The sequence below is a fragment of the uncultured Parvibaculum sp. genome, assembly GCF_963975745.1.
Classification (GTDB): Bacteria; Pseudomonadota; Alphaproteobacteria; order Parvibaculales; family Parvibaculaceae; genus Parvibaculum.
Genome location: NZ_CAXBIB010000015.1, coordinates 26982 through 53376, shown reverse-complemented (window position 1 = coordinate 53376; position 26395 = coordinate 26982). Strand labels below are relative to the sequence as shown.

At 63.9% G+C, this 26395-nt stretch carries 30 protein-coding genes; 16 read left to right on the top strand and 14 right to left on the bottom strand.

Features of this window, described 5'->3' with window-relative positions; all coding sequences use genetic code 11:
* Positions 1 to 73: 73 nt before the first annotated feature.
* Positions 74 to 880, top strand: a complete 807-nt coding sequence (locus AAC071_RS12615; RefSeq protein ID WP_339833010.1) for a phytanoyl-CoA dioxygenase family protein — start codon at positions 74 to 76, stop codon at positions 878 to 880.
* Here the strand turns inward: AAC071_RS12615 and AAC071_RS12610 are convergent.
* Together AAC071_RS12610 and AAC071_RS12605 are read right to left on the bottom strand one after the other, a co-directional pair.
* Positions 877 to 1614, bottom strand: coding sequence for an HAD family hydrolase (locus AAC071_RS12610; protein WP_339833009.1), 738 nt, complete (start codon positions 1612 to 1614; stop codon positions 877 to 879). The two genes, AAC071_RS12615 and AAC071_RS12610, sit on opposite strands and share 4 nt — an antisense overlap.
* On the bottom strand, positions 1611 to 2198 hold the full coding sequence (locus AAC071_RS12605; RefSeq protein WP_339833007.1) for a nitroreductase: 588 nt from the start codon (positions 2196 to 2198) through the stop codon (positions 1611 to 1613). Before AAC071_RS12605 ends, AAC071_RS12610 begins: the two co-directional genes overlap by 4 nt.
* 121 nt (positions 2199 to 2319) lie before the next feature.
* Between AAC071_RS12605 and AAC071_RS12600 the strand changes: the two genes are divergently transcribed.
* Positions 2320 to 3162 carry a hypothetical protein gene (locus AAC071_RS12600; protein ID WP_339833005.1) on the top strand — a complete coding sequence of 281 codons (843 nt, stop codon included), beginning with the start codon at positions 2320 to 2322 and terminating at the stop codon, positions 3160 to 3162.
* Position 3163: 1 nt separating this feature from the next.
* Here the strand turns inward: AAC071_RS12600 and AAC071_RS12595 are convergent, their stop codons facing one another.
* A complete protein-coding gene (locus AAC071_RS12595; RefSeq protein ID WP_339833003.1) occupies positions 3164 to 4930 on the bottom strand; it encodes a hypothetical protein in 1767 nt (588 codons plus the stop codon).
* 136 nt (positions 4931 to 5066) lie between these two features.
* Between AAC071_RS12595 and AAC071_RS12590 the strand changes: the two genes are divergently transcribed.
* Genes AAC071_RS12590 through AAC071_RS12580 form a run of 3 tightly spaced genes read left to right on the top strand, consistent with a single transcriptional unit; the run spans position 5067 to position 6339 of the window.
* Positions 5067 to 5387, top strand: a complete 321-nt coding sequence (locus AAC071_RS12590) for a metalloregulator ArsR/SmtB family transcription factor (protein WP_339833002.1) — start codon at positions 5067 to 5069, stop codon at positions 5385 to 5387.
* Positions 5384 to 5944, top strand: coding sequence for an SRPBCC family protein (locus AAC071_RS12585; protein WP_339833001.1), 561 nt, complete (start codon positions 5384 to 5386; stop codon positions 5942 to 5944). Before AAC071_RS12590 ends, AAC071_RS12585 begins: the two co-directional genes overlap by 4 nt.
* Positions 5941 to 6339 (top strand): VOC family protein, encoded by a 399-nt coding sequence (locus tag AAC071_RS12580; RefSeq protein WP_339833000.1) that lies wholly within the window; start codon positions 5941 to 5943, stop codon positions 6337 to 6339. Before AAC071_RS12585 ends, AAC071_RS12580 begins: the two co-directional genes overlap by 4 nt.
* Before the next feature lie 105 nt (positions 6340 to 6444).
* Here the strand turns inward: AAC071_RS12580 and thrS are convergent, their stop codons facing one another.
* The 4 genes from thrS to cysS form a co-directional block, all read right to left on the bottom strand.
* Positions 6445 to 8403 (bottom strand): threonine--tRNA ligase, encoded by a 1959-nt coding sequence (thrS, locus tag AAC071_RS12575; RefSeq protein WP_339832999.1) that lies wholly within the window; start codon positions 8401 to 8403, stop codon positions 6445 to 6447.
* 10 nt (positions 8404 to 8413) lie between these two features.
* Positions 8414 to 8731 (bottom strand): membrane protein insertion efficiency factor YidD, encoded by a 318-nt coding sequence (gene yidD, locus AAC071_RS12570; RefSeq protein ID WP_339832998.1) that lies wholly within the window; start codon positions 8729 to 8731, stop codon positions 8414 to 8416.
* A gap of 156 nt (positions 8732 to 8887) precedes the next feature.
* The gene (locus tag AAC071_RS12565) at positions 8888 to 9388 is read right to left on the bottom strand and encodes an iron-sulfur cluster assembly scaffold protein (protein WP_339832996.1); all 501 of its coding nucleotides are present in this window, start codon (positions 9386 to 9388) and stop codon (positions 8888 to 8890) included.
* Positions 9389 to 10795, bottom strand: a complete 1407-nt coding sequence (cysS, locus tag AAC071_RS12560; protein WP_339832995.1) for a cysteine--tRNA ligase — start codon at positions 10793 to 10795, stop codon at positions 9389 to 9391. It abuts the gene before it with no gap.
* 505 nt (positions 10796 to 11300) lie between these two features.
* On the opposite strand from cysS, the gene folE reads away from it, so the two are divergent.
* From folE to AAC071_RS12545, 3 genes are all read left to right on the top strand, one after another.
* On the top strand, positions 11301 to 11930 hold the full coding sequence (folE, locus tag AAC071_RS12555; RefSeq protein WP_339832993.1) for a GTP cyclohydrolase I FolE: 630 nt from the start codon (positions 11301 to 11303) through the stop codon (positions 11928 to 11930).
* A gap of 107 nt (positions 11931 to 12037) precedes the next feature.
* Positions 12038 to 12478, top strand: a complete 441-nt coding sequence (hisI, locus tag AAC071_RS12550; RefSeq protein ID WP_339832991.1) for a phosphoribosyl-AMP cyclohydrolase — start codon at positions 12038 to 12040, stop codon at positions 12476 to 12478.
* Positions 12479 to 12606: 128 nt separating this feature from the next.
* A complete protein-coding gene (locus AAC071_RS12545) occupies positions 12607 to 13665 on the top strand; it encodes a patatin-like phospholipase family protein (protein ID WP_339832989.1) in 1059 nt (352 codons plus the stop codon).
* Positions 13666 to 13684: 19 nt separating this feature from the next.
* On the opposite strand, the gene AAC071_RS12540 is transcribed toward AAC071_RS12545, so the two are convergent.
* The gene (locus AAC071_RS12540) at positions 13685 to 14113 is read right to left on the bottom strand and encodes a CBS domain-containing protein (RefSeq protein WP_339832987.1); all 429 of its coding nucleotides are present in this window, start codon (positions 14111 to 14113) and stop codon (positions 13685 to 13687) included.
* Positions 14114 to 14352: 239 nt separating this feature from the next.
* On the opposite strand from AAC071_RS12540, the gene AAC071_RS12535 reads away from it, so the two are divergent.
* Together AAC071_RS12535 and AAC071_RS12530 are read left to right on the top strand one after the other, a co-directional pair.
* Positions 14353 to 15642 (top strand): DUF2157 domain-containing protein, encoded by a 1290-nt coding sequence (locus tag AAC071_RS12535; protein ID WP_339832985.1) that lies wholly within the window; start codon positions 14353 to 14355, stop codon positions 15640 to 15642.
* Positions 15639 to 16235: a GDYXXLXY domain-containing protein gene (locus AAC071_RS12530; RefSeq protein ID WP_339832983.1), complete on the top strand. Its 597-nt coding sequence runs from the start codon at positions 15639 to 15641 to the stop codon at positions 16233 to 16235. The genes AAC071_RS12535 and AAC071_RS12530 overlap by 4 nt, the downstream gene beginning before the upstream one ends.
* A gap of 190 nt (positions 16236 to 16425) precedes the next feature.
* Here the strand turns inward: AAC071_RS12530 and AAC071_RS12525 are convergent, their stop codons facing one another.
* Positions 16426 to 17853, bottom strand: a complete 1428-nt coding sequence (locus tag AAC071_RS12525; protein ID WP_339832981.1) for a carotenoid oxygenase family protein — start codon at positions 17851 to 17853, stop codon at positions 16426 to 16428.
* Between the two features lie 106 nt (positions 17854 to 17959).
* On the opposite strand from AAC071_RS12525, the gene AAC071_RS12520 reads away from it, so the two are divergent.
* Complete coding sequence (locus AAC071_RS12520; protein WP_339832980.1) at positions 17960 to 18643, top strand: TetR/AcrR family transcriptional regulator; 684 nt, start codon at positions 17960 to 17962, stop codon at positions 18641 to 18643.
* Here AAC071_RS12520 and AAC071_RS12515 read toward each other — a convergent pair.
* The 3 genes from AAC071_RS12515 to AAC071_RS12505 all read right to left on the bottom strand — a co-directional run bounded on the left by AAC071_RS12515 (position 18627) and on the right by AAC071_RS12505 (position 20439).
* Positions 18627 to 18959 (bottom strand): DUF4389 domain-containing protein, encoded by a 333-nt coding sequence (locus AAC071_RS12515; RefSeq protein WP_339832978.1) that lies wholly within the window; start codon positions 18957 to 18959, stop codon positions 18627 to 18629. The two genes, AAC071_RS12520 and AAC071_RS12515, sit on opposite strands and share 17 nt — an antisense overlap.
* Positions 18960 to 19043: 84 nt before the next feature.
* Positions 19044 to 19844, bottom strand: coding sequence for a rhomboid family intramembrane serine protease (locus tag AAC071_RS12510; protein WP_339832977.1), 801 nt, complete (start codon positions 19842 to 19844; stop codon positions 19044 to 19046).
* Complete coding sequence (locus AAC071_RS12505; RefSeq protein WP_339832976.1) at positions 19837 to 20439, bottom strand: 2-hydroxychromene-2-carboxylate isomerase; 603 nt, start codon at positions 20437 to 20439, stop codon at positions 19837 to 19839. Before AAC071_RS12505 ends, AAC071_RS12510 begins: the two co-directional genes overlap by 8 nt.
* Before the next feature lie 381 nt (positions 20440 to 20820).
* On the opposite strand from AAC071_RS12505, the gene hfaB reads away from it, so the two are divergent.
* The 3 genes from hfaB to AAC071_RS12490 all read left to right on the top strand — a co-directional run bounded on the left by hfaB (position 20821) and on the right by AAC071_RS12490 (position 23255).
* Positions 20821 to 21891 carry a holdfast anchoring protein HfaB gene (hfaB, locus tag AAC071_RS12500; RefSeq protein ID WP_339832975.1) on the top strand — a complete coding sequence of 357 codons (1071 nt, stop codon included), beginning with the start codon at positions 20821 to 20823 and terminating at the stop codon, positions 21889 to 21891.
* Positions 21892 to 22354: 463 nt separating this feature from the next.
* Complete coding sequence (locus AAC071_RS12495) at positions 22355 to 22789, top strand: DUF2147 domain-containing protein (RefSeq protein ID WP_339832973.1); 435 nt, start codon at positions 22355 to 22357, stop codon at positions 22787 to 22789.
* 25 nt (positions 22790 to 22814) lie between these two features.
* Complete coding sequence (locus AAC071_RS12490; protein ID WP_339832971.1) at positions 22815 to 23255, top strand: DUF2147 domain-containing protein; 441 nt, start codon at positions 22815 to 22817, stop codon at positions 23253 to 23255.
* 142 nt (positions 23256 to 23397) lie between these two features.
* Here the strand turns inward: AAC071_RS12490 and soxR are convergent, their stop codons facing one another.
* Positions 23398 to 23859 (bottom strand): redox-sensitive transcriptional activator SoxR, encoded by a 462-nt coding sequence (soxR, locus tag AAC071_RS12485; RefSeq protein WP_339832969.1) that lies wholly within the window; start codon positions 23857 to 23859, stop codon positions 23398 to 23400.
* Positions 23860 to 23940: 81 nt separating this feature from the next.
* On the opposite strand from soxR, the gene AAC071_RS12480 reads away from it, so the two are divergent.
* Together AAC071_RS12480 and AAC071_RS12475 are read left to right on the top strand one after the other, a co-directional pair.
* Complete coding sequence (locus AAC071_RS12480) at positions 23941 to 24597, top strand: MBL fold metallo-hydrolase (protein ID WP_339832967.1); 657 nt, start codon at positions 23941 to 23943, stop codon at positions 24595 to 24597.
* Between the two features lie 98 nt (positions 24598 to 24695).
* Positions 24696 to 25223 (top strand): GNAT family N-acetyltransferase, encoded by a 528-nt coding sequence (locus tag AAC071_RS12475; protein ID WP_339832965.1) that lies wholly within the window; start codon positions 24696 to 24698, stop codon positions 25221 to 25223.
* A 79-nt stretch (positions 25224 to 25302) separates the two neighbouring features.
* Here the strand turns inward: AAC071_RS12475 and AAC071_RS12470 are convergent, their stop codons facing one another.
* Positions 25303 to 26346, bottom strand: a complete 1044-nt coding sequence (locus AAC071_RS12470) for an autotransporter outer membrane beta-barrel domain-containing protein (protein WP_339832963.1) — start codon at positions 26344 to 26346, stop codon at positions 25303 to 25305.
* Positions 26347 to 26395: the final 49 nt, after the last annotated feature.

The following is a 26395-nucleotide window of genomic DNA, read 5'->3' as shown; positions in this document are numbered from 1 at the left end:
CCGGGATATGGACGACGGGAGCCGGAAGCGTATCATGCCGGACAAGACAGAAAAGACAGACCGGAAGCGAAACATGAACCAGGAAGACCAGGCCCGCCACGTCGCCGCGATCGAGGCGCAGGGATACACGATCGTCGAAAATGTGCTCGAACCCGAACTCGTCGACGAGTTGAACGCAACCCTGCTGCGTCTCGAGCGCGAGATGAACGTGCTGCCGGCGAAGAACACCTTCGAAGGCCACCGGACCGTGCGGATCTACAATCTGCTGGCGCTGGCACCAGTCTTCCAGCGCATTCCGGTCCATGCCGGTGTGCTGCCGGTCGTCGAGGGCGTGCTGGACGAGGGCTGCCTCGTCTCGTCACTGTCTTCCATCTCGATCGACCCGGGCGAAACCGGACAGCCGATCCATGCCGACGACCAGGCCATGCCGGTGGCAAAGCCCCATGCCCCTTTCGTCTGCAATTCGATGTGGGCGCTGACCGACTTCACCGAAGAGAATGGCGCGACGCGGATTATCCCCGGCACGCACAAATGGGACCATTCCCCGGTCTATGGTCAGCACTATGACAGCATTCCGGCCGAAATGCCGAAGGGCTCGGTGCTGATCTGGCATGGCAGCCTCTGGCATGGCGGCGGCGCCAACAAGTCCGACAAGCGCCGCGTCGGCATCGCCATGAACTATTGCGCCGGCTATATCCGCCAGCAGGAGAACCAGCAGCTCGGCATTCCGCTCGAACTTGTGAAGTCGTTCGAACCGCGCCTGCAGGAGCTTTGCGGCTTCGGCGCCTATCGCAACCTGATCGGCCACATCGACAAGAAGACGCCGGCGCAACGCCTGCTGGGCGCCAAGCGCGACTTCAGGTCGATCTGGGATCGCTAGCGCGCGATTTCATCAAGCAGCGCCGGCAGGTCGGCAATGCTGTCGATCACATGATCGGCGAGCGGCGCAAGGTCGCCACGCGCACTGGTGCCGGTCAGCACACCGATTCTGAGCGCGGCACCGGCGCGGCGTCCCATCTCGAGATCGTGACTGTTGTCGCCCACAACGGCGATCCGGTCGGGCGACAGGCCGAGCGCCGAACAGAAGGCGAGCGCCATGCCGGGTCCCGGCTTTGCGCCATGACCGCTGTCATAGCCGGCCGCAAAATCGACCAGGCCGTCGATGCCGAAGCGCGTCAGCGTTGCGCGGGCGGAAGCCTCGACATCGTTGGTGGCGATGCCGAGCGAAAGCCCTCGCTCCTTCATGCCGGCGAAGAACAGCGGCAGGTCGGTGACGGGCAGCGACCGCTCCGGCGCAAGCCGCACGAACAACCGGTCCATTTCGGCGATCAGCGCCGCCCGCTCCCATCCGCCGGCGATCGCGCCCCAGGCATCGGCAAGACCATGCGTGTCGCCGCCGCCTGCAATGCTGCCGGGCCCGATCCGGCCGGTGGCCGTATCGAAACCGATCGCCTCCAGCATCGCCGGGACCAGCCCCGGACGTCCGCGCGCTGCGACCTGCGCGGCTTCGACCAGGATCGGCCCCCAGGTACCGTGATATTCGAACAGCGTACCGTCCTTGTCGAACAGGATGCCCAGCAACGCCCCGTCCCCTGTCGCGCCCTGCCCGGTCACGGCGCCTCCGGCATCCAGTCCGAGACGATATCGGCAAGCACCGGCCGAGGCCGCTCGTCCTTGGCGACGCTCTCGCTGCCGAGATAGATGAAACCGGCGACGCGCTCGTTTTCGCCGAGGCCGAGCGTCCGCCCGATCTCCGGATCGAACGCATACCATTCGGTCAGCCACTGCGCGCCGAAGCCAAGCGCCGTCGCGGCGACCAGCATGTTCTGGCAGACGGCGCCGGCCGAAAGAACCTGCTCCCATTCGGGGATCTTGATCCCGGGAGTCACGCGCGAAATCACCGCCACCACCACCGGCGCCCGCAGAAAGCGATTGGCTTCGAACTCGAGCTGATCGTCGCCCGCATTCGGTTGCACCCTTGTATAGACCGCACTCAGTATCGCGCCGAAGGCACGCCGCGCCTCGCCCCTGAAGACGATGAAACGCCAGGGCGCCAGCTTGCCGTGATCGGGAACCCGGGCCCCGATCCGCAGGACCGTCTCGAGCGCCGCCGCATCGGGACCGGGCTCGACCATGGTCAGCGCCTTGGCCGAGCGCCGCGTCAGCAAGAGGTCGATGGTTTCCTGGGAACGGGGCAAGGCAGATCCTCTTTTTGGCGGCAGCGCCGGAAATAGGGCAATCGGAGCCTCTGGTTAGGCCCGGCACTTTACACAAACAAGCCCACGCATCACCATCGGGCGGGATGACGGAGGGGGAAGATTGCGGCAGGGACACCCGCGAAGCCAACGAAATTTCGCCTGGGCGGCATGTGCCATCGCCCTGTTCCCGATGGCCGACCATGCCGGCGCAGGCGGCTGGCCGCTGCCGCCGGGCGACGGCGAGATCATCGCCACATTGTCGCGGATGCAGGCGAATGAGAGAACCGAAGACAGGATCGACCCCGCCACCGGGGTGCCGTCGCCCTATCGCTACAGGAAAGTCGAATTGTCCGTCTACGCTGAATACGGATTGACGAAGAACCTGACGGCAATCGGTGAACTGGCCTTTGTGAACGAAAAGACCGATCTCAGCGTCGGAAGTTTCAGGAACATCGGCCTCGCCCGCATCAAGTCCGGTACGCGATATGCGATCGGAACCTGGGAAGAGACGCTGTTCTCGGTGCAGCCTCTTCTCACGCTGCATCTCGAAGATGTCAGCGACAATCCGGCCATGATCCAGCGCGGCGATGTCGACATCGAATTGGCCCTTGTTCTCGCCCGCAACGAGAAACTCTTCGGACGCGACATCTTCGCCGTCCATGAAATTGCATGGACCCATACGGACAGCGGCCGGCCGGATGAGATACGCGCCGACATAACCCTCGGCACGCGGCCCCGGCCCGGCACCATGCTTCTCTTGAAGAGTCTCAACACCGCCGCACTGGATCCGGTCGCCAGCGAAAAGGCCTACCGCGCCAGCAAGCTGTCACTCTCCGTGGTCTGCGAATTGTCCGGAAACAGCCGTCCCGGAACCGCGCTTGAAGCCGGCGTGGAGCGCCTGATCGACGGACAGGGCACCATCGAGGACACGGCCTTCCGCATCGCCCTCTGGTATCGTTTCTAGATCAGGGGAGCGCCGGCGAAACGGCCTCCGCCGCCTGCACCGCATCTTCGGTCAGACCGGCCGTCGCGAGAAGCGCGCCCATGACATCGGTATCGGGCGGCGCGTCCCACCCGCTGCCCGCAACGCCGCGCTGGAGATCGGCCAGGGTAAATCCCATCGCCGCATCATAGGTGCGCTCGGTCTGGTTGCGCAGCCGCTGCTGCGCTTCGTACCAGGCGCGTTTGACGTCGCCGTCGGGACAAGTCGCAAGCTCCTCGGCCGAACGCGCGCCCCAACGCAGCTCGGGACAATGATGGGGATCGAAGGAAAAGTCGAAGACCCGCTGCCGGGCCTCGTCGAAACTCAGCACCCGCTCCGAACCGTCGCTGGCGACATAGGCAACCCTGCAGGCGCCGGCTTCCTCCCGGTAAGCCCGCTTCAGATCGCCGGCGAGGTTTGTGCCGGCATGATCGAGCTTTGCATCGCCGGCTTCGGCCATCGCCACGAAGCGCACCACCTGATCGCGCAACTCGGCAAAGGAGGCTTTCAGCCGCGCATCGCGCGACGGCGTGGAATAGGTCTCCCAGTCGCCATGGGTGCCGTAGATATTGTCCGGCAATCGCGCCGGTTGTGCCCGCCGGTGCAGCCCGGCCTTGACCGCGATGTCGACCGAGATGGCGCGATAATAGAGATCGTCGCAGAGCTCGCGCACCATAGCCCGCGTTTCGACAACCGGATCGTAGGTCACGTCGCGCCCGGCCACCGCTTGCCGCACATAGTCGTAATAGTCGAGCCGTTCGCCCTGATGGACGAAGGCTGCCGCCGACCAGCTCGCCGGACGCGGACTTTCGGTGCCGTAGAACTGCTCGTCCGACCAGTCGGCAAGCTCGTCGTCGCCGGCCAGCACGACACGGCCACCATGCCAGGTGCCGTCGGCGCCCTGTTGCGCGCCCACGAGCTTCATAGGCCGCCAGTTCTTGAAGCCCGCCCCCATCGGCGGCGAGGCGCGCACGAAGCGCTTGCCATAGCTGCCCCGCGTCAGCGAATTGTCGGGATGCGTGTCGATGAAGCGGATGCGTCCGTCGTCATCGACGCTGTAGACGACCGCAACATGCCCGTTCGGATCGTAGATCACGGTGCCGGGCCGGATGCTCTCCTTCTGCAGCTTGACCGGATAGAAGTCGAAAATCTCCCCGCGCCTCGGCTCGGGCGCAAACCGGAACATCGCCGTCGAAACCACATTGTTGATTGCATTGAGCGCCGTCCGCGCATTCGGAAACGCGCCTTCGGCCTGCGGCACCACATCGCTGCGGCGCACCGCGTAGTTGCCGTGGCGCGAATAGCGCAGGTCCCGGGATTGTCCGACCGGCGCAACGCCGCTGACATAGGAAAACGGCAAGCCGTTCTTCCAGGCGAAATAGGCCCTGAGCGCATAGGGCAGATCGGCGCAATCGGCATAGAAGAACATGCCTTTGGGATCGCTCGCCCGGTAGATGTTCCACGGGCCTTTGAGGCATTCGTCATAGGTACGGCAATTGCTGTTGCCGATCGCGGCCACGAATTCGCCGAAGGCGCGTTCGTCACTTTCGGTCCAGGCGAGCCGGGTCACGCGCCAGCGGAATGCTTCCGGCGTCACCGTCAATGCCGGGTCGACATGTTCGGCGCCGCTGGCAACCGGTGCCATGGTGGCCGTGTCGCCCGAGGCATGGATCTCTGCCGCTGCCCCGCTTGCCCAGAAGACCAGCCCGGCCGCGGCCAGCGCGCCCGGCACCCATTTCCGAAAATTCATTCTGGAGGCTCCACCGGCGTCCAATTCAGCACCTCGCCACCGAGTTTAACCATAAGGCGCCCTCCTTTGTCAGGAGACCCCGTCGATCTTTAATTTTCGTCTTGACTTAATTAAGTATATTGGCAAACTAGAAGCCATGGAAAGCTTCACCGCCCTCGCCGACCCCACCCGCCGCCAGATCGTCGAAATGCTCGGCGCTGGCGAAATGCCGGCCGGCGAGATTGCGCGCCGCTTCGACATCAGCGCACCGGCCGTCTCGCAACATCTGAAAGTGCTGAAATCGGCGCATCTCGTGCGCATGCGCGTCGACGCGCAGCGGCGCATATATTCGCTCGATCCGTCGGGATTCGAAGGACTGGAAAACTGGCTCGCCAACATCCGCCGCTTCTGGGGCCCGAAGCTCGACGCACTGGAACATGCATTGAATGCAGCCGCCGAAAAGGACAAGCAGCAATGAAGGATGCAAAGGCCTACGGCCAACTGATCGACAACCAGACCGTCCGTTTCGAGCGCCTGTTGCCGGGACCAATCGAGCGCGTCTGGAAATATCTGACCGACGCCGAGCTACGCGGCAAATGGTTCGCCGGTGGCCCGATGGAACCGCGCGTCGGCGGCAAGATGGATGTCGTCTTCGAGAACTCGAAGCTCGGCGCCCATCCCTCCACGCCGCCCGAACGTTTCAAGAAATATGCAGGTCCCTTCGACAGCGAGCATGTCGTGACGATCTATGAGCCGCCGCACCGCCTCGGCTTCACCTGGGACGACGACATGGACCCGAAGGGCTCGGTCGTCGAAATCGAACTGACGGCGGAAGGCGAGAAGGTCCGCCTGGTCCTCACCCATCGCCGCGTCTCCGGCGTCAGCGACGCGATCAACTTCTCGGGCGGCTGGCACACCCATCTGCGGATGCTCGAGGAACAACTCGAAGGCAATGTGAAGACACCCTTCTGGGAAGCCTTCGACGGCATCGAGGATGAGTACCGCCAGCGCTACACCGGAAAGGCAGGCGAATGACCGGCACGACGATCCGTCCCTTCCTGATGTTCGAAGGCGCCGCCGAGGAAGCGATGAGCCTCTATGTCTCGCTCTTCCCCGGCAGCCGCATCGACAGCATCGCCAAATACGGTCCGGGCGAACCCGGCCCTGAAGGCACGGTGCAGCTCGCAAGTTTCACGCTGGCCGGCCAGACGGTCATGTGCATCGACAGTCCGGCGAAGCACGCCTTCACCTTCACGCCGTCTTTCTCCTTCTTCGTCGATCTCGAAACGAAGGAGGAACTCGAAAGACTGGCCGCCATTCTCGGCGAAGGCGGCGCGGTGATGATGCCGCTCGACAATTACGGCTTCAGCCGCCGCTTCACTTGGCTCAGCGACCGCTTCGGCGTCTCCTGGCAGCTGAACTTGCCGTGATCGCATCGCCCGAATTTTCAGACACCCCACCCAAAACGTCATGGCCCGCCCACCTTTATTGCAATGGAGGACCGGGTCATGACGTCATTTTGTTTTTGGAGAGACCTACCGCAAATCCGGCGGCGTCGCTTCCGCCACCAGCGCGGCGATCGCCTGGTCGAGCGGCAGCGTCTCCTGCTGCTGCGAGCCGAGCCGGCGAATCGACACGGTGCGCTCCTCCGCCTCGCGGCGGCCGGCCACGAAGATCGCCGGCACCTTGGCCACCGAATGCTCGCGCACCTTGTAATTGATCTTCTCGTTACGAAGATCGATCTCGGCGCGCAGCCCCGCCGCGCGCATCGCCTGCAGCATTTCTTCGGCATAAGGATCGGCGTCCGACGTGATCGTCGTCACCACCGCCTGCACCGGCGCCAGCCAGAGCGGGAACTTGCCTTCGTAATTCTCGATCAGGATGCCGATGAAGCGTTCCATCGATCCGAGGATCGCCCGATGCAGCATCACCGGCCGGTGCCGCGCGCTGTCCTCGCCGATGTATGAGGCGTCGAGCCGCTCCGGCAGCACGAAATCGAGCTGGATCGTGCCGCATTGCCACGTCCGTCCGATCGCATCCTTCAGATGAAACTCGAGCTTCGGCCCGTAGAACGCACCCTCGCCCGGGGCCACCGAATAGTCGAGCCCGGCCGCCTCCACCGCATCGGCAAGCCCCTTCTCGGCGCGGTCCCACACCGCATCCTCGCCGGCCCGCACATCCGGCCGCGTCGCCAGCCGCACCTTGACCTCGTCGAAGCCGAGATCGCGATAGACGCTGAGCAGAAGCTCGCAGAAGGCGACGCTCTCCGCCGTGATCTGGTCCTCGCGGCAGAAGATATGCGCATCGTCCTGCGTCATCTGCCGCACGCGCATCAGCCCGTGCAGCGCCCCATGCGGCTCGTTGCGGTGGCAGCAGCCGAACTCGGCCATGCGGAGCGGCAGGTCGCGATAGGATTTGACGCCTTGCTTGAAGATCTGCACATGCGCCGGGCAATTCATCGGCTTGATTGCCATCAGCTTGGCCTTGCCCGATAGCACCGGTGCATCTTCCTCCGTCGACGGAATTTCATCCGGCACCACGAACATGTTCTCGCGGAACTTCGACCAGTGCCCCGACTGCTCCCAGAATTTCGAGTCGAGCAGCTGCGGTGTCTTGACCTCCATATAGCCGGCCGCGTCGATGCGGCGGCGGATATATTGTTCCAGCGCCTGCCAGATGCGATAGCCCTTGGCGTGCCAGAACACTGAGCCCTGCGCCTCTTCCTGCAGATGGAACAACTCCATCTCGCGGCCGATCTTGCGGTGGTCGCGGCGCTCGGCCTCCTCGACCATCGTGAGATAGGCCTTGAGGTCGTTGTCGTTGGCCCAGCACGTCCCGTAGATCCGCTGCAGCATTTCGTTGCGGCTGTCGCCGCGCCAATAGGCACCAGCCAGCTTGGTCAGCTTGAAGGCCTTGCCGAGCTTGCCCGTCGACGGCAGGTGCGGGCCGCGGCAGAGATCGAGCCAGTTGCCCTGCCGGTAGATCGACACATCCTCGCCCGCCGGAATGCTCGCAATGATCTCGGCCTTGTAATGCTCGCCGATCTTTTTAAAATGCGCCACAGCGTCGTCGCGCGTCCACACTTCGCGCGTGATCTTCTCGTCGCGGTCGACGATCTCGCGCATCCGCTGTTCGATCCTTTCGAGGTCTTCGGCCTTGAAGGGTTCAGCGCGGGCGAAGTCGTAATAGAAGCCGTTCTCGATCACCGGCCCGATCGTCACCTGCGTGCCGGGAAAGAGCTCCTGCACCGCTTCGGCCATCACATGCGAGGCATCGTGGCGCAGGAGGTCGACACCGTCGGGCGTCTCGCGCGTCACGATTTCCACTTCGGCATCGCGGTCGATCAGCGTCGTCAGGTCTTTCATCTCGCCGTCGAGCTTGATCGCAACCGCCTTCTTGGCCAGCGACTTGGCAATGCTTTCGGCAAAGGCGAGCCCGTCGAGCGGTTTGTCATGTTCACGGACGGAACCGTCGGGAAGTTTCAGCTTGATCATTGTCTTTCTCTCAATGCGTTCCGTGCGTGCATTCCGATGGCGCCGGCGGCATCCGCCAGCGCCCGTATCGCCACGGCGCCCAGAAGGGCTGGTCATCCAGCCGCTCCGGCACCGGGTCGAAACCGTGGCTCCCGTAAGGATGGCACCGCGCGATCCGCGCCAGCCCCAGCCAGAACCCGCGCCACCCCCCATACCGCTCGATCGCCTGCATCGTGTAGTCCGAGCAGGTCGGCAGATGCCGGCAGGAGGGCCCCAGCAGCGGCGAAATGAACCACTGATAGAACCGGATCAGGCCGCGCATCGCGAGCGATAGAGGGTCGCGCCGCATGGGAAACCACGTCGTTGTGACACGCACTTGTTAGCTTTTAATCGCAGGAGGCACAACCAAGCGCCGATGGGCGCCCGATTGCCTGCGACCGATTGATTCGTTTGGGAAAAGCCGCCCGGGCGCGGGTTGCGCGGGAGCGGTCGGGCCCGGCGCGTTTCAGGCGGCCGGGCCGGTGCTAGTGGCGGTACCGGTCTGCGCGGCAGTCCCACTCCCCCGTTGGGCGGCAAGCGCGGTCTCGACCGCCTCCTCCACCGCATCGAATACCAGCAACGTCGAGGCATGGCGCGCCTTGTAATCGCGCACCGGCTCCAGCACTTCGAGGTCCTTCCACTTGCCGCCGCAAATCGCGCGCGGCGGCTCGGCGCCCTCTTTCAGCATCGCCCGCATCGCGGCGCCGACTTCGTGCAGTTCGGCGGCACTGGCGCCGATCACATGCCGCGCCATGATCGACGACGACGCCTGTCCCAGCGCGCAGGCCTTCACATCGGCGCCATAGGCGACAACCTTGTCGCCCTCGAGCTTGACGTCCACCGTCACCTTCGAACCGCAAAGCTTCGACACCGCCGTCGCCGAAGCGTCGGGCGCGTCGAGCCGCTCGCTGAACGGAATATCCGCCGCGAGTTCGAGAATGCGCTTGTTGTAGATCTCGTTGAGCATCTAGCTCGCCACTCTCCAGCTTGTGCCTTGCGGACCATCTTCGATGGCAACGCCCATATCGGCAAGCGCGCCGCGAATCCGGTCGGCTTCGGCGAAATCCTTGGCCTTGCGCGCGGCATTGCGCGCCGCGATCAGCCGCTCGACCTCTTCCCCATCGATATGGGAAGCCGCCCCCGCCCCTGCAAACCAGGCCTCGGGCGTCATTTCGAGGAGCCCGATCAGCCGCCCGGCGCCGATCAGCGCCGCCTTGAGTTGCGCCCGCGTGCCCGGATCGGTCGCCGTATTGGCCTGCTTGGCCAGATCGAACAGCACCGCCAGCGCCTTGGGCGTATTGAGATCGTCGGTCAGCGCCGCCATGAATTCGTCCGGCGCCGCGTCGTTGGTCGGCTCCGCCTTGACATCGGCAAGACCGCGCAAGGCGCCGTAAAGCCGGTCGAGCATGCGCTTGGCCTGGGCAAGCCCCTCATCGGTCCAGTCGAGCGGCTGGCGGTAATGGCCGTTCAGAAGGGCCAGCCGGATCGCCTCGCCGGGCGCTTGCTGGATGAGATCGTGGACCAGCAGCACATTGCCGAGCGATTTCGACATTTTCTCCGCGCCCATGTTGACGAAGCCGTTATGCAGCCAGACCCGCGCCAACGCCGCGCCGCCATGCGCACAGGTCGATTGCGCCAGCTCGTTCTCGTGATGCGGGAACTGCAGATCGATGCCGCCGCCGTGAATGTCGATCGTCTGACCCAGATGCTTTTCGATCATGGCCGAGCATTCGATGTGCCAGCCCGGCCGCCCGCGGCCCCAGGGGCTCTCCCAGCCGGGTTGATCGGGCGTCGAAGGCTTCCACAGCACGAAATCGGCCGGATCCTTCTTGTAGGGCGCCACCTCGACCCGTGCCCCGGCGATCATGTCGTCGCGCTCGCGTCCCGACAGACGTCCATAGTCGGCAAAACTCGGTACATTGAAGAGGACATGGCCCTCTGCCGCATAGGCGTGTCCCGCCTCGATCAGCCGTTCCATCATCGAGATCATCTCGGCGACGCTCTCCGTCGCCTTTGGCTCGATGTCGGGCGCCAGCACGCCGAGCACCCGCATGTCGTCGCGATAGATCTGCGCGTATTTCTCGGTCACGACCGAAATCTCGACGCCCTGCGCCTTGGCGGCGGCGATGATCTTGTCTTCGATATCGGTGATGTTGCGCGCATAGATGAGATGCGGGTAGAGCCGCCGCAGAAGCCGCGCCAGCACGTCGAACACGACGGCCGGCCGCGCATTGCCGATATGGGCGTGATTGTAGACCGTCGGACCGCAGACATACATCGTCACGCGGTTCGGATCGGCTGGCGCGAAGACTTCCTTCTTGCGCGTCAGCGTGTTGTAGAGCGAAAGCTTGTGTCGGTTGGGTTGGGCGTTCATGGATCGGGCCTTGATGTCGTCGTCAGGGGCTTCGCTTGGCGGGCCCGCGCGAAGACGGGCCTCAGGCGACCGGGCAGCCGGTCGCGCAACGGGTGGTGGTGCCACCCGTGGTCGGCGAAGTTCGACAACATGTCGTCAGGCGAACCATGATCCTGAAAGCTCCGGAATCCGCGAATCGCATGCCGGTTGCCCGGCGTTTCGTCGCCTTTATTAGGCGACCCTATCCTGCCCGGCAAGCCTTTAAGAATTAACCAATAACCCGGCACTGGCCCCTGCATTTTGCGCCGCTGCGGTGTTCGGCCACCCTTGATAGGCCGTTTCTGCAAGGCTATATGCATGGTTGAGACGATGTCACATCAACTTCAGCATGGCATAAGACCCCGTGCTTGATGGGCAAAATAGGCAGCTTTCCTCAGGAAATCGGCCTGTGACTTGAACCGGCAGCCCGCCCTCTGCGTAGAGGGAAGACGGTCGGGAAACCCCTAACGAGATTGGTCGAATGGACATGAATGCTGTAGTTGACGGGCTTCGCGCCCGGACGGATGACGACCGCCTGGCAGTGGTCACCAAGCCGAGCCGCGAGGAGGCCGAGGCGGCCGTCCGCACCCTTATCGCCTGGGCTGGCGACAATCCCGATCGCGAAGGCCTGATCGACACGCCCGGCCGCGTCGTGCGAGCCTATGAAGAGTTCTTCGAGGGCTACAATGTCGACCCCTACAAGGAACTGACCCGCACCTTCGAGGAAGTCGAGGGTTACAACGACATGGTGATGCTGCGCGACATCAACATCGAGTCGCATTGCGAGCATCACATGGTCGCCATCCTCGGCCGCGCGCATATCGCCTATGTGCCGACCAAGAAGGTCGTCGGCATTTCGAAGCTCGCCCGTGTCATCGAGATCTTCGCCCGCCGCCTGCAGACGCAGGAAACCATGACCGCGCAGATCGCCGACACGATCAATGCCGCGCTGCAGCCCCAGGGCGTCGCCATCCTGATCGAGGCGAAGCATCAATGCATGACGACGCGCGGCATCAAGAAGCCGGATGTCGCCACCATCACCACGCAGTTCACCGGCGTCTTCCGCGACGATCCGCGGATGGAAGCCCGTTTCATGCAGATGATTCGCGGATATTGAGCCTTACAAGCCAAGTGCTTTGACAAAAGGCCCCGCCTTCATCTGAATGGCGGGGCCTTTTCAATTCAGCCAGATGAAATCTGGCCAATGAAATCTGGAACGACGTCATGACAGGCACATCCCCCTTCGCCCCGCGCGGCACCGCCCAGGAAATCGAGGAAGGCACGGCCTTCGCGCCGAAATTCGATCGCGACGGCCTCATCACCGCCGTGACGACGGACGCGACGACCGGCGAACTTCTGATGGTCGCATGGATGAACGCCGAGGCGCTGGCCCGCACCATCGAGACCGGCGAGGCCTGGTACTGGAGCCGTTCGCGGGGCGAGCTCTGGCACAAGGGTGACACCTCCGGCCAGATTCAGACCGTGGTCGAACTCCGTACCGACTGCGACCAGGACACGGTCTGGCTGAAGGTTGACGTCGCGGGCGATGGCGGCTGCTGCCATGTCGGCTACCGCTCCTGTTTCTACCGGCGCGTGCCGGCAGGCGAGCCCGGCAAGCTCGAACCTGTTGGCGCTGCGAAGCTCTCCCCCCACGGTCACGGCTGAGCGACGCTCGAATTCCGTCACATTTGACGTCCACACAAGGCGCCGTGTCGTCCGATGCCGTGACGTCTGGCAAGCGGGGCGGCATTGTTGCATTGTCTTGAGTGTCGCAATTGATGAAGCAGCTTCGCATGTCTCGTCCGAAAATCGGCATCGCACTGGGCGCCGGCGTGGCGCGAGGATGGACGCATATCGGCGTCCTGAACGCGCTGACGCGCGCCGGCATCGAGGCCGACATCATCTCCGGCACGTCCATCGGAGCGCTGGTCGGTGGTTGTCACGTGGCGGGCAAGCTCCCGCCGCTGGAAGAATTCGCGCGCTCGCTGACCCGGCGGCGCATGCTCTCCCTTCTCGATTTCCGCTTCCGGTCCTCCGGCCTCATCGGTGACGCCAAGCTCGCCGAACTGATGCAGGAACATCTTTCCGACATCGACATCGAGAATCTCGGAAGACGCTTCGTCAGCGTCGCAACCGAACTCACCACCGGTCACGAACTCTGGCTTCATCACGGCAACCTCATCCAGGCGATCCGGGCCTCCTACGCGCTGCCCGGCGTCTTCGCGCCCGTCGCTGTCGATGGCCGCTGGCTCATCGACGGTGCGCTCGTGAACCCGGTGCCTGTTTCGGTCGCCCGCGCCCTCGGCGCTCGTGTCGTCATCGCCGTCAATCTGAACAACGATCCCTTCGATCCGGCCGCCCGCCGCCGTGCGCACGAAACGGCCTTCCCCGGCTACATCCGCACTTCCGCACCCATCATGCCCGAAGACGACATCTTTCGTGAACTGGAAGAGCGAATGGAGGAAGAGCAGGAAGAAGAGGCCGAAGCCGAGGTGGAGACAGAAATGCTGGAGGGCACCGCTTCACCCGCCGTTGCCGAGCGTATCCGCAAGCACCTTGGCAATCTCCGCTGGAAGCGCTCGCCCGAGCGCGAACTGATGCGCCGCGTCATCGGCGGCAAGCGGCGCGAACCCGGCATCGCGAGCGTCATGCTCGCCTCGCTGAACATCGTGCAGGACCGCCTGGCGCGTATGCGCATGGCGGGCGACCCGCCGGATGTCATGATTGCACCGAAAGTCGGACATCTGAGCCTGCTCGACTTCGACCATGCGGACGAACTGATCCGGCTCGGCGAAGAGGCAGCCGAAGAAGCGATTCCGCAAATCAATGAGACGATCGAACTGATGCGGTAGGAGAGTGTTTGGAGCGTCGTCAGCCGTTGGCGATGTAGAGCTTCAGCGCTTCGGTCTCCATCACCGTCTCGGCGATCCGGTGCTTCACCACGTCGCCGATCGAGACGATCCCGGCCAGTTCGCCATTCTCGATCACCGGAAGATGACGGAAACGTCCCGCGGTCATCGAATCCATCAGCTCGTCGATTGAATCGTTGAGGCCGCAGGTGATGATGCGTGATGTCATGGCCTCGCGGACAGGCGTCGTCAGCGCCGACGCGCCGATCCGCGCAATCGTCTTGACCACATCGCGCTCCGAGACGATGCCGACGACTTTGCGGTCCTGCAGCACCACGACGGCACCAATGCGACGCTCGCTGAGCAATGTCGTAACCTCGCCCAGCGTCGTAGCCGGATCGACCGTCACGACCTCCGAGCCCTTGGCCTTGAGAATTGCAGCAACATTCATGGCGTACCCTCCCTGTCATGTCCGGCCGTCGAGGCCGCGACCGCAGGCAAATGCCTCGGCCCGAATGATGCGACATTCCGCCGCATCCGGCAAGTCGATGTGAAAAAACGGAAGGAATCCGCGACGTAAGGCCGATGCTTTGACTTGCCGGCCCGCCGCCCGGATACTGCCCGCATACAGAATGTGCGTTTTCCGAGTCTTCCTTCGGCCCTCCGCAACAGCAATCCGGCTTCCCCGCCATGTGGCAACGCGCCTATCTGAACCGGTTGAAGCGCGATCTCGACCTCTGGATCGAGCGCGGCTGGGTGACGGCCGCCAATGCCGAAGCGATCCTGAAATCGGCGGAGGAGCGCCCCACCGCCCGGCGCATGCCCGCCATCCTCGCCATCCTCGGCGCGGTGCTGATCGGTTTCGCGGTGATGAGCTTCGTCGCGGCCAACTGGGCGGAGATTTCGAAGCTCGCCAAACTCGTCATGATCTTCGGCGGCATGTGGGTCGCCTGGCTCGCGGCAATCCCGCTTGAACGGCGCGGCCATCCCGCCTTCGCGCAGGCCGCCGTCCTGATCGGCCTCGGCCTGTTCGGCGGCGGCATCATGCTGATCGCGCAGATCTATCACATCGTCACCAACGATCCGGGCGGCGTGCTCGCCTGGTGCATCGCCGCGCTCGCGGCCGCTTGGCTTCTCCCCTCCCGCCCGGCCCTGGCGCTCGGCATCCTCCTTGCGGTGATCTGGACGGGCTTCACCCTCAGTCTCGAAGAAACGACGCCTCACTGGGCCTTCTGGTTGCCATGGGCGGCAGCCTTTGCGCTTTCGCTTCGCCTGTCATGGCTGCCGGGCTTCCATCTCGCGCTCATCGCCGGCTTCGTCTGGCAGGCGATATGGGGGCCCGCCATCGCGGAGAGCTTTCGCGTCGACGCGGCGTGGCTCATCCTGTTCTATCTCCTCGAGGCCTTGGCCATTTGGCTTGCGGCCCTTTTCTTCGCGGGCCGCGCGCCGCGCTTCGCCACCGCCGCCGGCGCCTATGCGATCGTCATCGCCTTCGTTCTCTTCTGGACCTGGCAGTTGAACCCCGATCGTGTGCTCGGCGAAAACGCCGTCCTCTATGCACCCCTGCTTCTTGCCATGCTCGGGTTGGTTGCCGTCCTCGCGGCGCTCGCTGTCGCACGCGGTCTGCTGGAGCTCCGTCACGCGGCCGGCATCGCCACCCTCGCCCTAGCCTCGCTCGCCTTTCCCGCGCTCGACAGCGCTGCGCCCGCGCTGGTGCCCTGGGTCTATGCGGCGCTCTTCCTCGCCCTCGCCGCCTGGCTTGTTGCCTACGGCACGGCACACGAGTCCCGCTTTGCGGTCAATTTCGGCTTCGTCGCCTTCGGCGCGGAAGTCCTCTACCTCTATTTCGAGACCCTGAACACGCTGCTCGACACGGCGCTCTTCTTCGCGCTGGGAGGCGTACTGCTGATCGCCGGCGCCCTGATCATGGAGCGCATGCGCCGCCGTCTTGTAAGACAGGCGGAAGGAGGGGCCGCATGAACCGCTTCGCGCTCGCCGTCATCGCCCTCCTGATCGGCCAGTCGCTCTTTCTCGGCGCCATGGTCTGGGACCGCGTCTCGCTGCTTCGCTCCGGAGACGTCGTCACGCTCAGGACGGCGCCTGTCGATCCGCGCGACATCTTCCGTGGCGACTATGTCATTCTCAACTACGACATTTCGCGTCTCCACATCGCCGAACTCGGCGGCGACGATGAATTCGCATATGGCGACGATATCTTCGTCGAGCTCGCGCCGGATGGCGCAACATGGGATGCGGTCGCGATCTGGCGCGCGCCGCGCGAACCGCAGGAGGGCCACCTCGTCATCCGCGGCCGGGTCAACAGCATCGTCGGTGAAACCCGCCCCACCGGCATTCCCGAAAGGGATTCCATCCCCTGCCCCAATTGCGGCACGGTCGGAGTCGATTACGGCATCGAGAGCTATTTCGTTCCTGAAGGCGAAGGCCGCGAACTCGAGAATATCCGCAACGACGGCAAGCTCACCGTCGATGTCGCCCTCGGGAAGGACGGCACACCCGCCATCAAGCAGCTGCGCATCGACGGCGCGCCGGTCTACGAGGAACCGGTTTTCTGATTCGGATGCCGCACCCGTCTTTGGACCGGGGATAACTTGCGGGCATTTTTTGCGCCGCAATATCGAAGCCGGGGATAAGTGCGACTTATCCCCGCCTCCGAAACCTCATCTGTCAGCGCCCCGATCCAGTTTGTGACAGTTTTTTTGACAGTTCGATGACAGTCGCTGCCAAAAGCGGAGATAAACCGCCTCAGTTGGCATTCCGCCAGTTGCCATGAAAGCCGTAAGGCACGCGCGTCGGCATCTCGACACGTGCGATCGGACCCTTCGAAAGATCGTCGGTGTCGAGCACCACGAAATCGCTGAGATTGCGCGCCGTGTCGTAGACCAGCGACACAAGGAAGCCGTCGCCCTCTGCCGCGCCTTCCTTGCGCGGCACGAAAACCGGCTCATGCACATACTTGCCGGCACCCGGTTCCCATTCGCGCCGCTTGCCGTTCGACAGATCGATATGGACGAAAGTATCGAACGACGATCCCGGCTCGGGCGGACGTTTCGTCGCCGCGTAGTAGCCGTGCCGGTAACCGAGTCCGGCGAAGCGTTCGTCGAGACGCGGAAACTCGCCGCCGAGATCCGTTAGCGCTTCTTCGCTGTAGCTGTCCGAATTGCTGTCGAGATCGAACGTCCAGCGCACCAGCTGACCTTGCTCGTCGCTGAGGCTGGGCGGCGCCTTCTTGCCGTCGGCGCTCGGGAAGAGCGGCACGCGGCTGTACTTCATCATGTCGGCAACGACGCGCGTGCGCCCGCCTTCATGCGTCGTATAGGCGTTCATCGGGTGATAGACATAACAGGGCTCGCCCTTGAACCAGCGGATTGTATCGGTGCCCGCATTGCGCGCCATGATGCCGATATGCGTGCCGGCATCCGGATCCCAAGCGATCACCGGCCCGCCCTTCATGATGCGCTCGACATCGATCGTCGCCGGAAAGATCGGAAAGATCACATGTTCGTCGGTCGTGATGAAGTCGTGGACCATGCTGGCATAGGGCGCCTTGAAGGTCTCGCTGCGCGTCAGCTTTCCGGACGCATCGACGACCTGGTAGGAAATGTCGGGCGATCCCGGCCCCGCCGCCATGTAGCCGAAGAAAAGCATCTCGCCGGTTTTCGGATCGAACTTCGGATGCGCCGTCATCGGCCCCAGATATTTTCCTTCGAAGGTCCATGGGCCGCTGGTCTCCAGCGTGTCGCCATCCATCGCGACAGGTGAACTGCCTTCGTCCAGCGCCAGCAGCTTGCCGGCATGCCAGACGACATTGGTGTTGGCGACATTGTGTTTGATCTGTTCGCCGCCCGGCCGTGGCGGCTCGCCAAAGGCAGTGGACAGCAGACGCTCGCCCGCCTTGCGTTGCGCCTCGTACTGCGCGGTCCGCACCCAGCGGTTGCGATAGCTGGCCTTGCCGTTCTCGACATGAACGGCGTGGATCATGCCCTCACCGAGAAACCAGTGATGCTGATGGCCGCTCGGCGGATACATCGGATTGGGACCGTTGCGGTAAAGCGTACCGGCAAGCGTCGCCGGCAATTCGCCGTGAACGACGAGCTCCGGCGCATCGCACTCGGCCATCACAGGCGCGAAATTGGCCTGCAGGAATGGATTGTTCGGATAGGGCTTGGACATTGTGCGCTCCTCCCGGATCTGGCAGCATGCCAGAATTATAACACTGTTATAGTGGTGTTATAGTTAGCGCTGGACAGAAGGTCAAGCCTGCCCGATAGAGAAACGCATGAACGCCGAAACAACATCGAGCTCCGCCGAAAACCGCCGCAACGCCCAACGCGACGCCCTGCTGGACGCTGCGAGCGAGATGCTGATGCATGGCGGGCCGGATGCAATTTCGCTGCGCAAGCTGGCGACGAAAGTCGGCGCCTCGACGATGGCGGTCTACACGGCCTTTGGCGGCAAGGAAGGTCTGATCACGGCATTGTTCGAGGAAGCCTTTGATCGCCTGGCGGCCGCACAACAGGCGGTGCCCCGCGATCCCGAGCCGATCCTCTGGCTCGCCAATCTCTCGCGTGCCTATCGCGACTTCGCACTGAAGAACCCGTCCTACTATGCGCTGATGATCAGCGCGACATTGCCGGTTCCGGCCGCGCTGCGCCACAACGAACCTGCGCCGAACGAACCGGCGGCACGCAGCATCGCGCGCCACCCGTCATATCAGAACCTGCTGGATGCGATCGAGGCCTGCATCGCGGAGGGCAGCATGTCGGCCGACGCCGATCCGGCTGTCATCGCCGACGCGCTCTGGGCGACGGTGCACGGATTGTGCAGCCTCGAACTCGCGGGCTTTCACCTGAGCGCCGAGGCCGCCGAAAGACGCTTTGGCGTCACGGCCGGCGCCATCCTGCGCGGCCTGCTGACGCCAAAGGGCCTGGCAAAATACGAAGGCTTCAGCCGTCGGCGCTGACCGACGGAAACTTGCCGAGCGGAAACGGCTTGTCCTCGCGGGCGAAAATCACGAAGGCAAGGCATTCCCAGACATATTGCACGAGATTGCGGCTGAAGGCGCGCAACTCCTCGTTCTTCTCACCCGTCACAAGAATGACGACGAATTGCACGGCGCCGAGAAAAATGGCGACCGAGAAGGCGACATTGCCGAGAAACCAGAACACGACCATATAAAGCAGCCGCATCCACAAATCGCGGCGGCCGGATGCCGGCGTCGCACCATCGGCTTGCGAGGTGTCCGGATGCGGCTCCGAATGGGCTGATGTGTCGCTCATGGGGGGTCTCCTCCTGAATATCTGCGCCCGTCAAAGGCCACGCTATTGATGTGGTTACGGAAGCGCGAGAATCAACTGCCGCCGCTATTCCTCGCGATCCTTGCCCAGCCACTCGCCGTAATCGACATTGCCGGGACCGCCCGAGGCCGAATAGCGGATCGGATCGAACAGGCCGAAAAGCAGCAGACCGGCCAGGAAGCCGCCGAGATGCGCTTCCCAGGCGACTTGTGCCGTCACGCCCAATGCGCCGGAGAGCGCCGTCGCCCCGAAAAGCCAGTTGAGGCCGATCCAGACGCCGACAAAGATCAGCGTCCGCTTGTCGGTGAGCGAGGCGAGGATACCGGCACGGCGCCGCGGCGCGCCGCCGATCCCCTGCCCACCGAGAGCGCCGAGCGGCCCGTCACCGAGAAACACGAAACGGGCCGCGCCACCCATCAACCCCGAGATCGCAGCCGACGCACCGACCACCGGTATCGGCGAGGCGGGATAGATCGCCACATGAAGAAGCGCGCCGGCCGCACCGCAGATGAAATAGAAGACAAAGAAGCGCGCCGCGCCGAAACGCCGGGCGATCGGCGCGCCGAAGGCGAGCAGCCAGACCGAATTGACGATCAGGTGTGTCCAGCCCCCATGCAGAAATGTATAGGTGATGGGCGTCAAGAAATCGGCGGCAAGCCCGCCCGGCAAGCCCTCCACCCCGCCGGCATAGCGCAGAGGAAACAGCGCAAAGAGAAAAAGCACATCGCGCTGTGCTTCGGACGGCAGCCATTCGATCAGCAGATGAATGCCGACAATGGCCGCCAGCAGTGCCAGCACGGCGCCCGGCGCATTGAACGCCGGCGGTTCCCTGAAGGGCTGAACCTCGCCCATCCGCGGATCAGCCATGCGTCAATGCCGCCTCGACCAGTGGCAACCGGTCATTGCCGAAATACATGTCGGTCTTGTTGACGAACATGGTCGGCGATCCGAAACCGCCACGCGCGATCAGTTCCTCGGTATTGCCGCGCAACCGGTCCTTGACGTCGCTCTCCTTGATCCGGCTGCTGACCGTTTCCCAATCGAGCCCGACCGTGGCACAGATTTCGGCCAGCACATCCGGCTGGCTGATATCCTTGAGATCGCCCCAATAGCTGCGGAAAGTCGCCCAGGCAAAAGCTGGCAGCTTGCCCGCGTCCTGCGCCACGATCGCAGCGCGCATTGCATCGACCGAGCGGACCGGGAACACCGGCGGGCGGCCGATCTCGATGCCGCAATAGCGCGCCCAGTCGGCCAGGTCCTTGACGTAATAGCGGCCCTTGACCGGGTGCGGATTGGCCCGCGCCTCGTAGACGCTTTCGTTAACCGCGTTGAAGACGCCGCCGACCAGGATCGGCCGCCAGTCGATCGTCGTTCCCGTCCGCTCGGCCAGCGCCTCGATGCGGCTGAAGGCGAGATAGGTCCAGGGGCTGGAGCAGTCGAAGAAGAATTCGAGCGTCGCCAAAACCGTCGGCTCCTTGGTCGTTAAGGTTTACAAATTCGCGCGGAGTTTCACCCGCATGACGCGATCCCGCAACCGGCATTCATTCGAACGGGCGGCGATTGTATCAATGCTGCACGGCGTTAACGCCTTGTTTACGTCTCCAGGCGGGACGCAAACCCGACCGGCCGCGGCAACATGATTGCCCAACCGCGAGATATTAACTGGCCGGGCGCCGAAAATGCCCGAAAACCGCGACTCTTTCGCAAGTCTTAATGAAACGTAACGGCTGGCACACCGGTTGCAATCCCCTTGGCAACCGAACGGTCGGCGGCGCGCCGGCAGAATCAAAAAACAATGATCGCCAGCGCCAACCGGACGACCGATGACCATCAGGAGGCCAAAGTGTTTTCAACGGCTCTGTCGATCGCGACGAACAAGGGACTGCCCAAGCGGACGTTGGGCGCCCTTGCCATGGCATTCGCCCTCACCGGCTGCGTCAGCGCAAACGCCGGATCGGATGGCCGCTATGCGACGCCGATCGGAAACGCGCCGGTCATCACCAATGAAACGCCCTATTCGAACGCACTGCGTTGCCTGGCCGGCCATGTTCCGGGCACGGCCGCAGCGACGCGCATCGCGGTCGGCAACATTCGCGACTACACCGGCAAGCAGGAAGCCGACGGCACCGGCATGAAGATCACGCAGGGCGCCTCGCTGATGGCGATGTCGGCACTCGGCAAGGCCGGCGTGCCGCTGGTCGAGCGCTACGACACGGCGATCACCGAGCTCGAACTGAAATACACCAACAACAAGTTGATCGGCGACGGCGGCCCGGAAGACGATTACCGCAAGATCTATGCGGGCGAGATCCGCGGCAGCGACTATTACCTCGTCGGCGGCATTACCGAACTCAACTTCAACATCCATTCGGGCGGCATCAATGCCGGCTTCGCCGAAGGCGGCGACATGGGCGCGGCGGCCAATGCATCGGCCTCGGCCTTCGTGATGAATATCGGTCTCGACCTGCGCCTGGTGAACAGCCGCACGCTCGAAGTCGTCGACTATGTTTCCTACCAGAAGCAGATCGTCGGCCGCGAGATCCGCGCCGGTGTGTTCGACTTCTTCGGCGGCAACCTGTTCTCGATCGGCGCGGGCAGCGGTGGCCAGGAGCCGATCCAGCTCGCCGTGCGCTCGGTCATCGAACGCGCCGTGCTGAAGCTGCTGGTGCCGCTTTACGGCGCCAATCCGAGCGACTGCGTGCGCTTCCCCGGCAACAAGGATCCGATGGGCCAGATCGACTACCGCCAGGCCAATCCGCAAGCCGTGCAGCCGGCCGCCAGCCGCCAGCGCGTTGCCGAAGCACCTGCCGCGGCGGCCCGCCCGGCCCGCGCTGCCAGCGTCGACAATGATCCGTATGCCTATTACAGCGAACCGGTCTTCGAAAGCGGCAGCCTGCGCGGCGGCCTGAACTGAAGTCTCAACCCCGATTGCCGATGACACCGAAACGAAAATCGAGCGCGGTGTCATCGGCTTCCCCCCTCATCCCGTCTGCACCTGGTCGGCCTCCGGTCAGACGATGAGAGCCCGCGCGGAGCTTGTCCGCCAAACCGATGCGGCACGAAACGGTTTCGTTCCGCCCACGGAAGATCACTCGGGGAGGGCTTGGCCCTCCCCCTTTTTTTGTCCGAAACGACAGCGGAATCGACAGCAGACCCCCCCTCTGTCACGGAACTGTCAAAAAACTGTCACAAATCAACTTGTCCCCGGGGGTCCGGGCGGGGACAAGTACCATTTATTCCCGCTTCACCGCCGACTTGTCCCCGTTTCAAGACAGCAGGACTGACCTGTCCGCTACCGGCCGGTGAGGGCTTGGCAAACTCGCCGGATGCGCATATATTGGCACTCGTAATGTCACTATATGACCGGAGTACGGAACATGGCATTTCGATCGACCGCAGCCGCGCTGCTGCTCACAGCGACGCTGACCGTCCCGGCGGCAGCCGCCGACAGCCATTCGCCCGTCGGAACGTGGCGGATGCTCCACCCACAGACCGGCGCCGCACACATGATCATCGAGATCGCCGACAAGAACGGTGAACTCGAAGGCCGGATCGCCGAACTTGCGGACGGACCGGCCGATGCGGTCTGCTGGAACTGCGTCGGCGAGCGCAAGAACCAGCCGCTGGCCGGCATGGTGATTCTCTGGGACGTCACGCCGGTCAGCGGCGGCTGGAACGCCGTCATTCTCCGCCCGGCCACCGGCATGATCAACGGCGCCCGGATCGAACTCGAAAATGGCGGCAAGGCGCTCAAGATCATCAGCGGCCGCGGACCGCTCCGCGTGGCGCAGACCTGGGACCGTATCGAGTGACGCGACCGACAACCGGGAGACAGACATGACCATGACAATGCGAAGCTTCGGCACCGCCCTGCTGCTGACCGCGGCACTGGCCCTGCCGGCGGCCGCCGACACCTCATCGCCCATCGGCAAGTGGCGTACCTTCCATCCCGACACCGGCGCCCCCAACACGATCGTCGAGATCGCCGAAACGGGCGGCACGCTCGAAGGCACGGTCGTCGAACTGCTGGCCGGCGCCACCGAAACGAACTGTGCGAAATGCGAGGGTACACGGAAGAATCAGCCGCTTGTCGGCATGGTGATCCTGTGGGACCTCAAGCCCGAAAGCGGCGGCTGGGGCGGCGGCACGATCCTCCGGCCGGCAACCGGTGGCACCGCCAAGGCCAGCATCGCCCTGGCGGACGGCGGACAGAAGCTCGACGTCAAGGGATCGCGCGGCATGATGAGCCGCACCCAGACCTGGGAACGCGTCGAGTAAGCAACGGCAAAACGGCGAACGGTTCCCTCCACCGTTCGCATGGCTCTCGTCTGTGCCGATTCCCGCGGCTTCACGCTTCCCGTCTTCGGGCGAGCATCCGGGACAGGCGAGAGCTACCCCCGCGCCCAGCGCAGACAGAGCCTTAGTCCCGGCGCAGCAGATGCGCGCCCGGCCCCTGTTTCGACAGGACGTCGTCCGGATTGCGCAGCGGACAGGCGGCGACCGAAAGGCAGCCGCAGCCAATACAGCCATCCAGATGATCGCGCAGCGCGACCAGACCCGCGATGCGCTCGTCGAGTTCGGCCTTCCAGCTTGCCGACAGTCTTTTCCAGTCGGCGGCGGTCGGCGTCCGCCCTTCCGGCAGCGACCGCAACGCCTCGGCAATCTGGGCGAGCGGAATACCGAGACGCTGTGCCGCCTTGATGACGGCGACATGGCGCAACACGCCGCGCGCATAGCGCCGCTGATTGCCGGCGGAGCGCAGGCTCTCGATCAGCCCCTTGCTCTCATAGAAATGCAGCGTCGACACGGCGACACCCGCGCGTGCCGCCACTTCGCCGACGCTGAGCAATTGACCGGGTTCCTTTTTCGCCGCTCGCGCCATGCCGATTTATCCTTTACCTCAAGTTTAGTTGAGGTTTTATAACACAGGCTCCCTCGTTCGATGCGTAAAAAGGAGCACGCAATGAAACAGATCTATCCCGACTTGTGGCAGACGGCGCCGGAACAGCCCGTCGCGGAGGCGCCATCGCTGGTCACCCATGCTTTCCTGCTGACACGCGAGGACGGCAATGTGCTGTTCTACAGTTCCGGCCATACCGCCGAGCATCGGCGCATCGCGGAACTGGGCGGCCTTCGCCGTCAGTATCTGAGCCACCAGGACGAAGTCGGCCCGGCACTCGCCGAAATCAAGGAGAAGTTCGGCTCCGAACTCGTCAGTCACGGCGCGGAGAAGCAGGAAGTCGGCAAGGCCGTCGCGCCGGATCGCACCTTCGACGCGCGCGAGACTCATCTCGGCAATATCGAGATCATCCCGACCCCCGGCCACACGCGGGGCAGCACCTGCTATCTGGTGCGCTCACCGCACGGCAAGACCTATCTCTTCACCGGCGACACGCTCTTCATGGACAGCAATGGCCGCTGGCAGGCGGGGCTTCTGCCCTTCAGCGACGCCGCGAAACTGAGATCGAGCCTTGAACTGCTGCGGACGCTGACGCCCGACGTCGTGATTTCGAGTGCCGCGCCGGACGGCAAACACCCGGTCAACGAGGTGACGCCGCAAGACTGGCGTGCGGCCGTCGGCGACGCGCTGGAAGGGATGCAGGAAAAAGTGTCCGCATAACAACAAGGGGAGAGGTGCACAGCCTCTCCCCGTTCGCTTTTCCGTTGCCGCGCCATATGATCGTCGCCGCCGCGGACCCGCGCCGGCTGGAGGGGAGCATGACCGAAGGCATCCGCATCAGACGTCTCGACAGGATCGGCCCGCGCGAAATCGCGGGCCTCTCCGACGTGCTGATCGACTGCGTGGAAGGCGGCGCTTCGGTGAGCTTCATGTGGCCGATGACGCGCGACAAGGCCGACGCCTTCTGGCGCGACGTGGCGGCAAGCACGGCGCGCGGCGAACGCGCGGTGCTCGTCGCCGAGGCCGATGACGGGATCGCCGGCACGGTCCAGGTGATCTGGGCCGGCCCCGAAAACCAGCCGCATCGCGCCGATGTCGCCAAGATGCTGGTGCATCGCCGCGCGCGGCGGCGGGGCCTTGGCGATGCGCTGCTGGCAGCCGCCGAGGCCGAAGCCCGCAAGGCGCAAAAGAAATTGCTGGTGCTCGACACGGTGACGGGGAGCGATGCCGACCGCCTCTATGTGCGCGGCGGCTGGCAACGCGTCGGCGAGATCCCGGACTACGCCCTGATGCCGGACGGCACGCCTTGTCCGACGACGGTGTTCTACAAGGCCTTGCGGGACTGAGCGCCGCACGCCACCCGATCGTCCGAACGGAAACGGGGAGGACTTCCGTCCTCCCCGCCCCGCTCCAGATTGCCGCCAATCAGAACGTGAAGCTGATATTGGCGCCGACGCCCAGGCCGTCGGTGTCGTCGCGGCCGAAATTGTAGCTGACGTCGATACCGCCCGAGATCGGCCCCTCGCCGAAGAAGCTCACGCCGGCATTGGCGATGAACTCGTCGCGGTCGTCGGAGGGCAGCGGCGCCGCGATGATGCGCTCGCGCTCGACGTCATGCACATAGGTCAGGCCGATATAGGGCAGCATGCCGTCGGTATAGTAGCTGACGCGACCCGCCACCTGTAACTGGCCGAGATCGGATTCGGTCTTGGCAACCGGCGTTGCCGTGCTGTCGATATAGGCATCGTTCTCGCTGTGCGAATAGCTGTAGCCGACGCGGCCGGTCAGACCGACATTGTTGTCCAGCCATTTGGTCGCCGAGAGATTGACCGCACCGAACCAGGTCGAGGCATCCTGCTCGCCCGTGACGGGGACACCCAGAACCAGACGGCGATTGTCAATCTGGCTGAAGGTGTAGCCAACCGTCGCATCCACCGAGAAAATATCGCTCAGCGCGACCGAGACATAGGGCCCGACCGAGAAGGAATCGGTGTCCGATCCGCCGCCGTTGAACGGCGTTTCGGTGTCGATATTCGAATAGGACAGGAAGGCACCGACATTCACCGTGTCGCTGACCTTGTAGTCGAGACCGACAGAAACGCCATAGGTATCGGCATCATAGGCGATGCCCGGGAAATCGTTTTCGGCATTGTTGTAGTTGACCGAAAGCCAGGCGCTGAGCGCTTCGGTCAGCGCTGCATCGCCGGCGGAAAGACCGGTCGTGCCGATATCGGCGGTATTCATGGCGCCGCGCCCGCTGCGCCGGAGATTCAGGCGGTCGAAGAAGGACCGCAGGGTCTGATCGCGCTGCTGCTGCTGTACGTCCTGCAGCTTCGACCCGACCGCATCCTGTGTCGGCGTGAACTCGTCGACACCATGATGCGGCGGCGGCGCCGCGAACGCAGCCGTCCCGGCCAACAGAGACACCGACACCGCGCCGGCGCCAACCTTCAAGATCCTCTTCAACATTTCAGCCACTCCCAGCTCCCTAAAAGCGATATTGACCCGTTCGGCCATA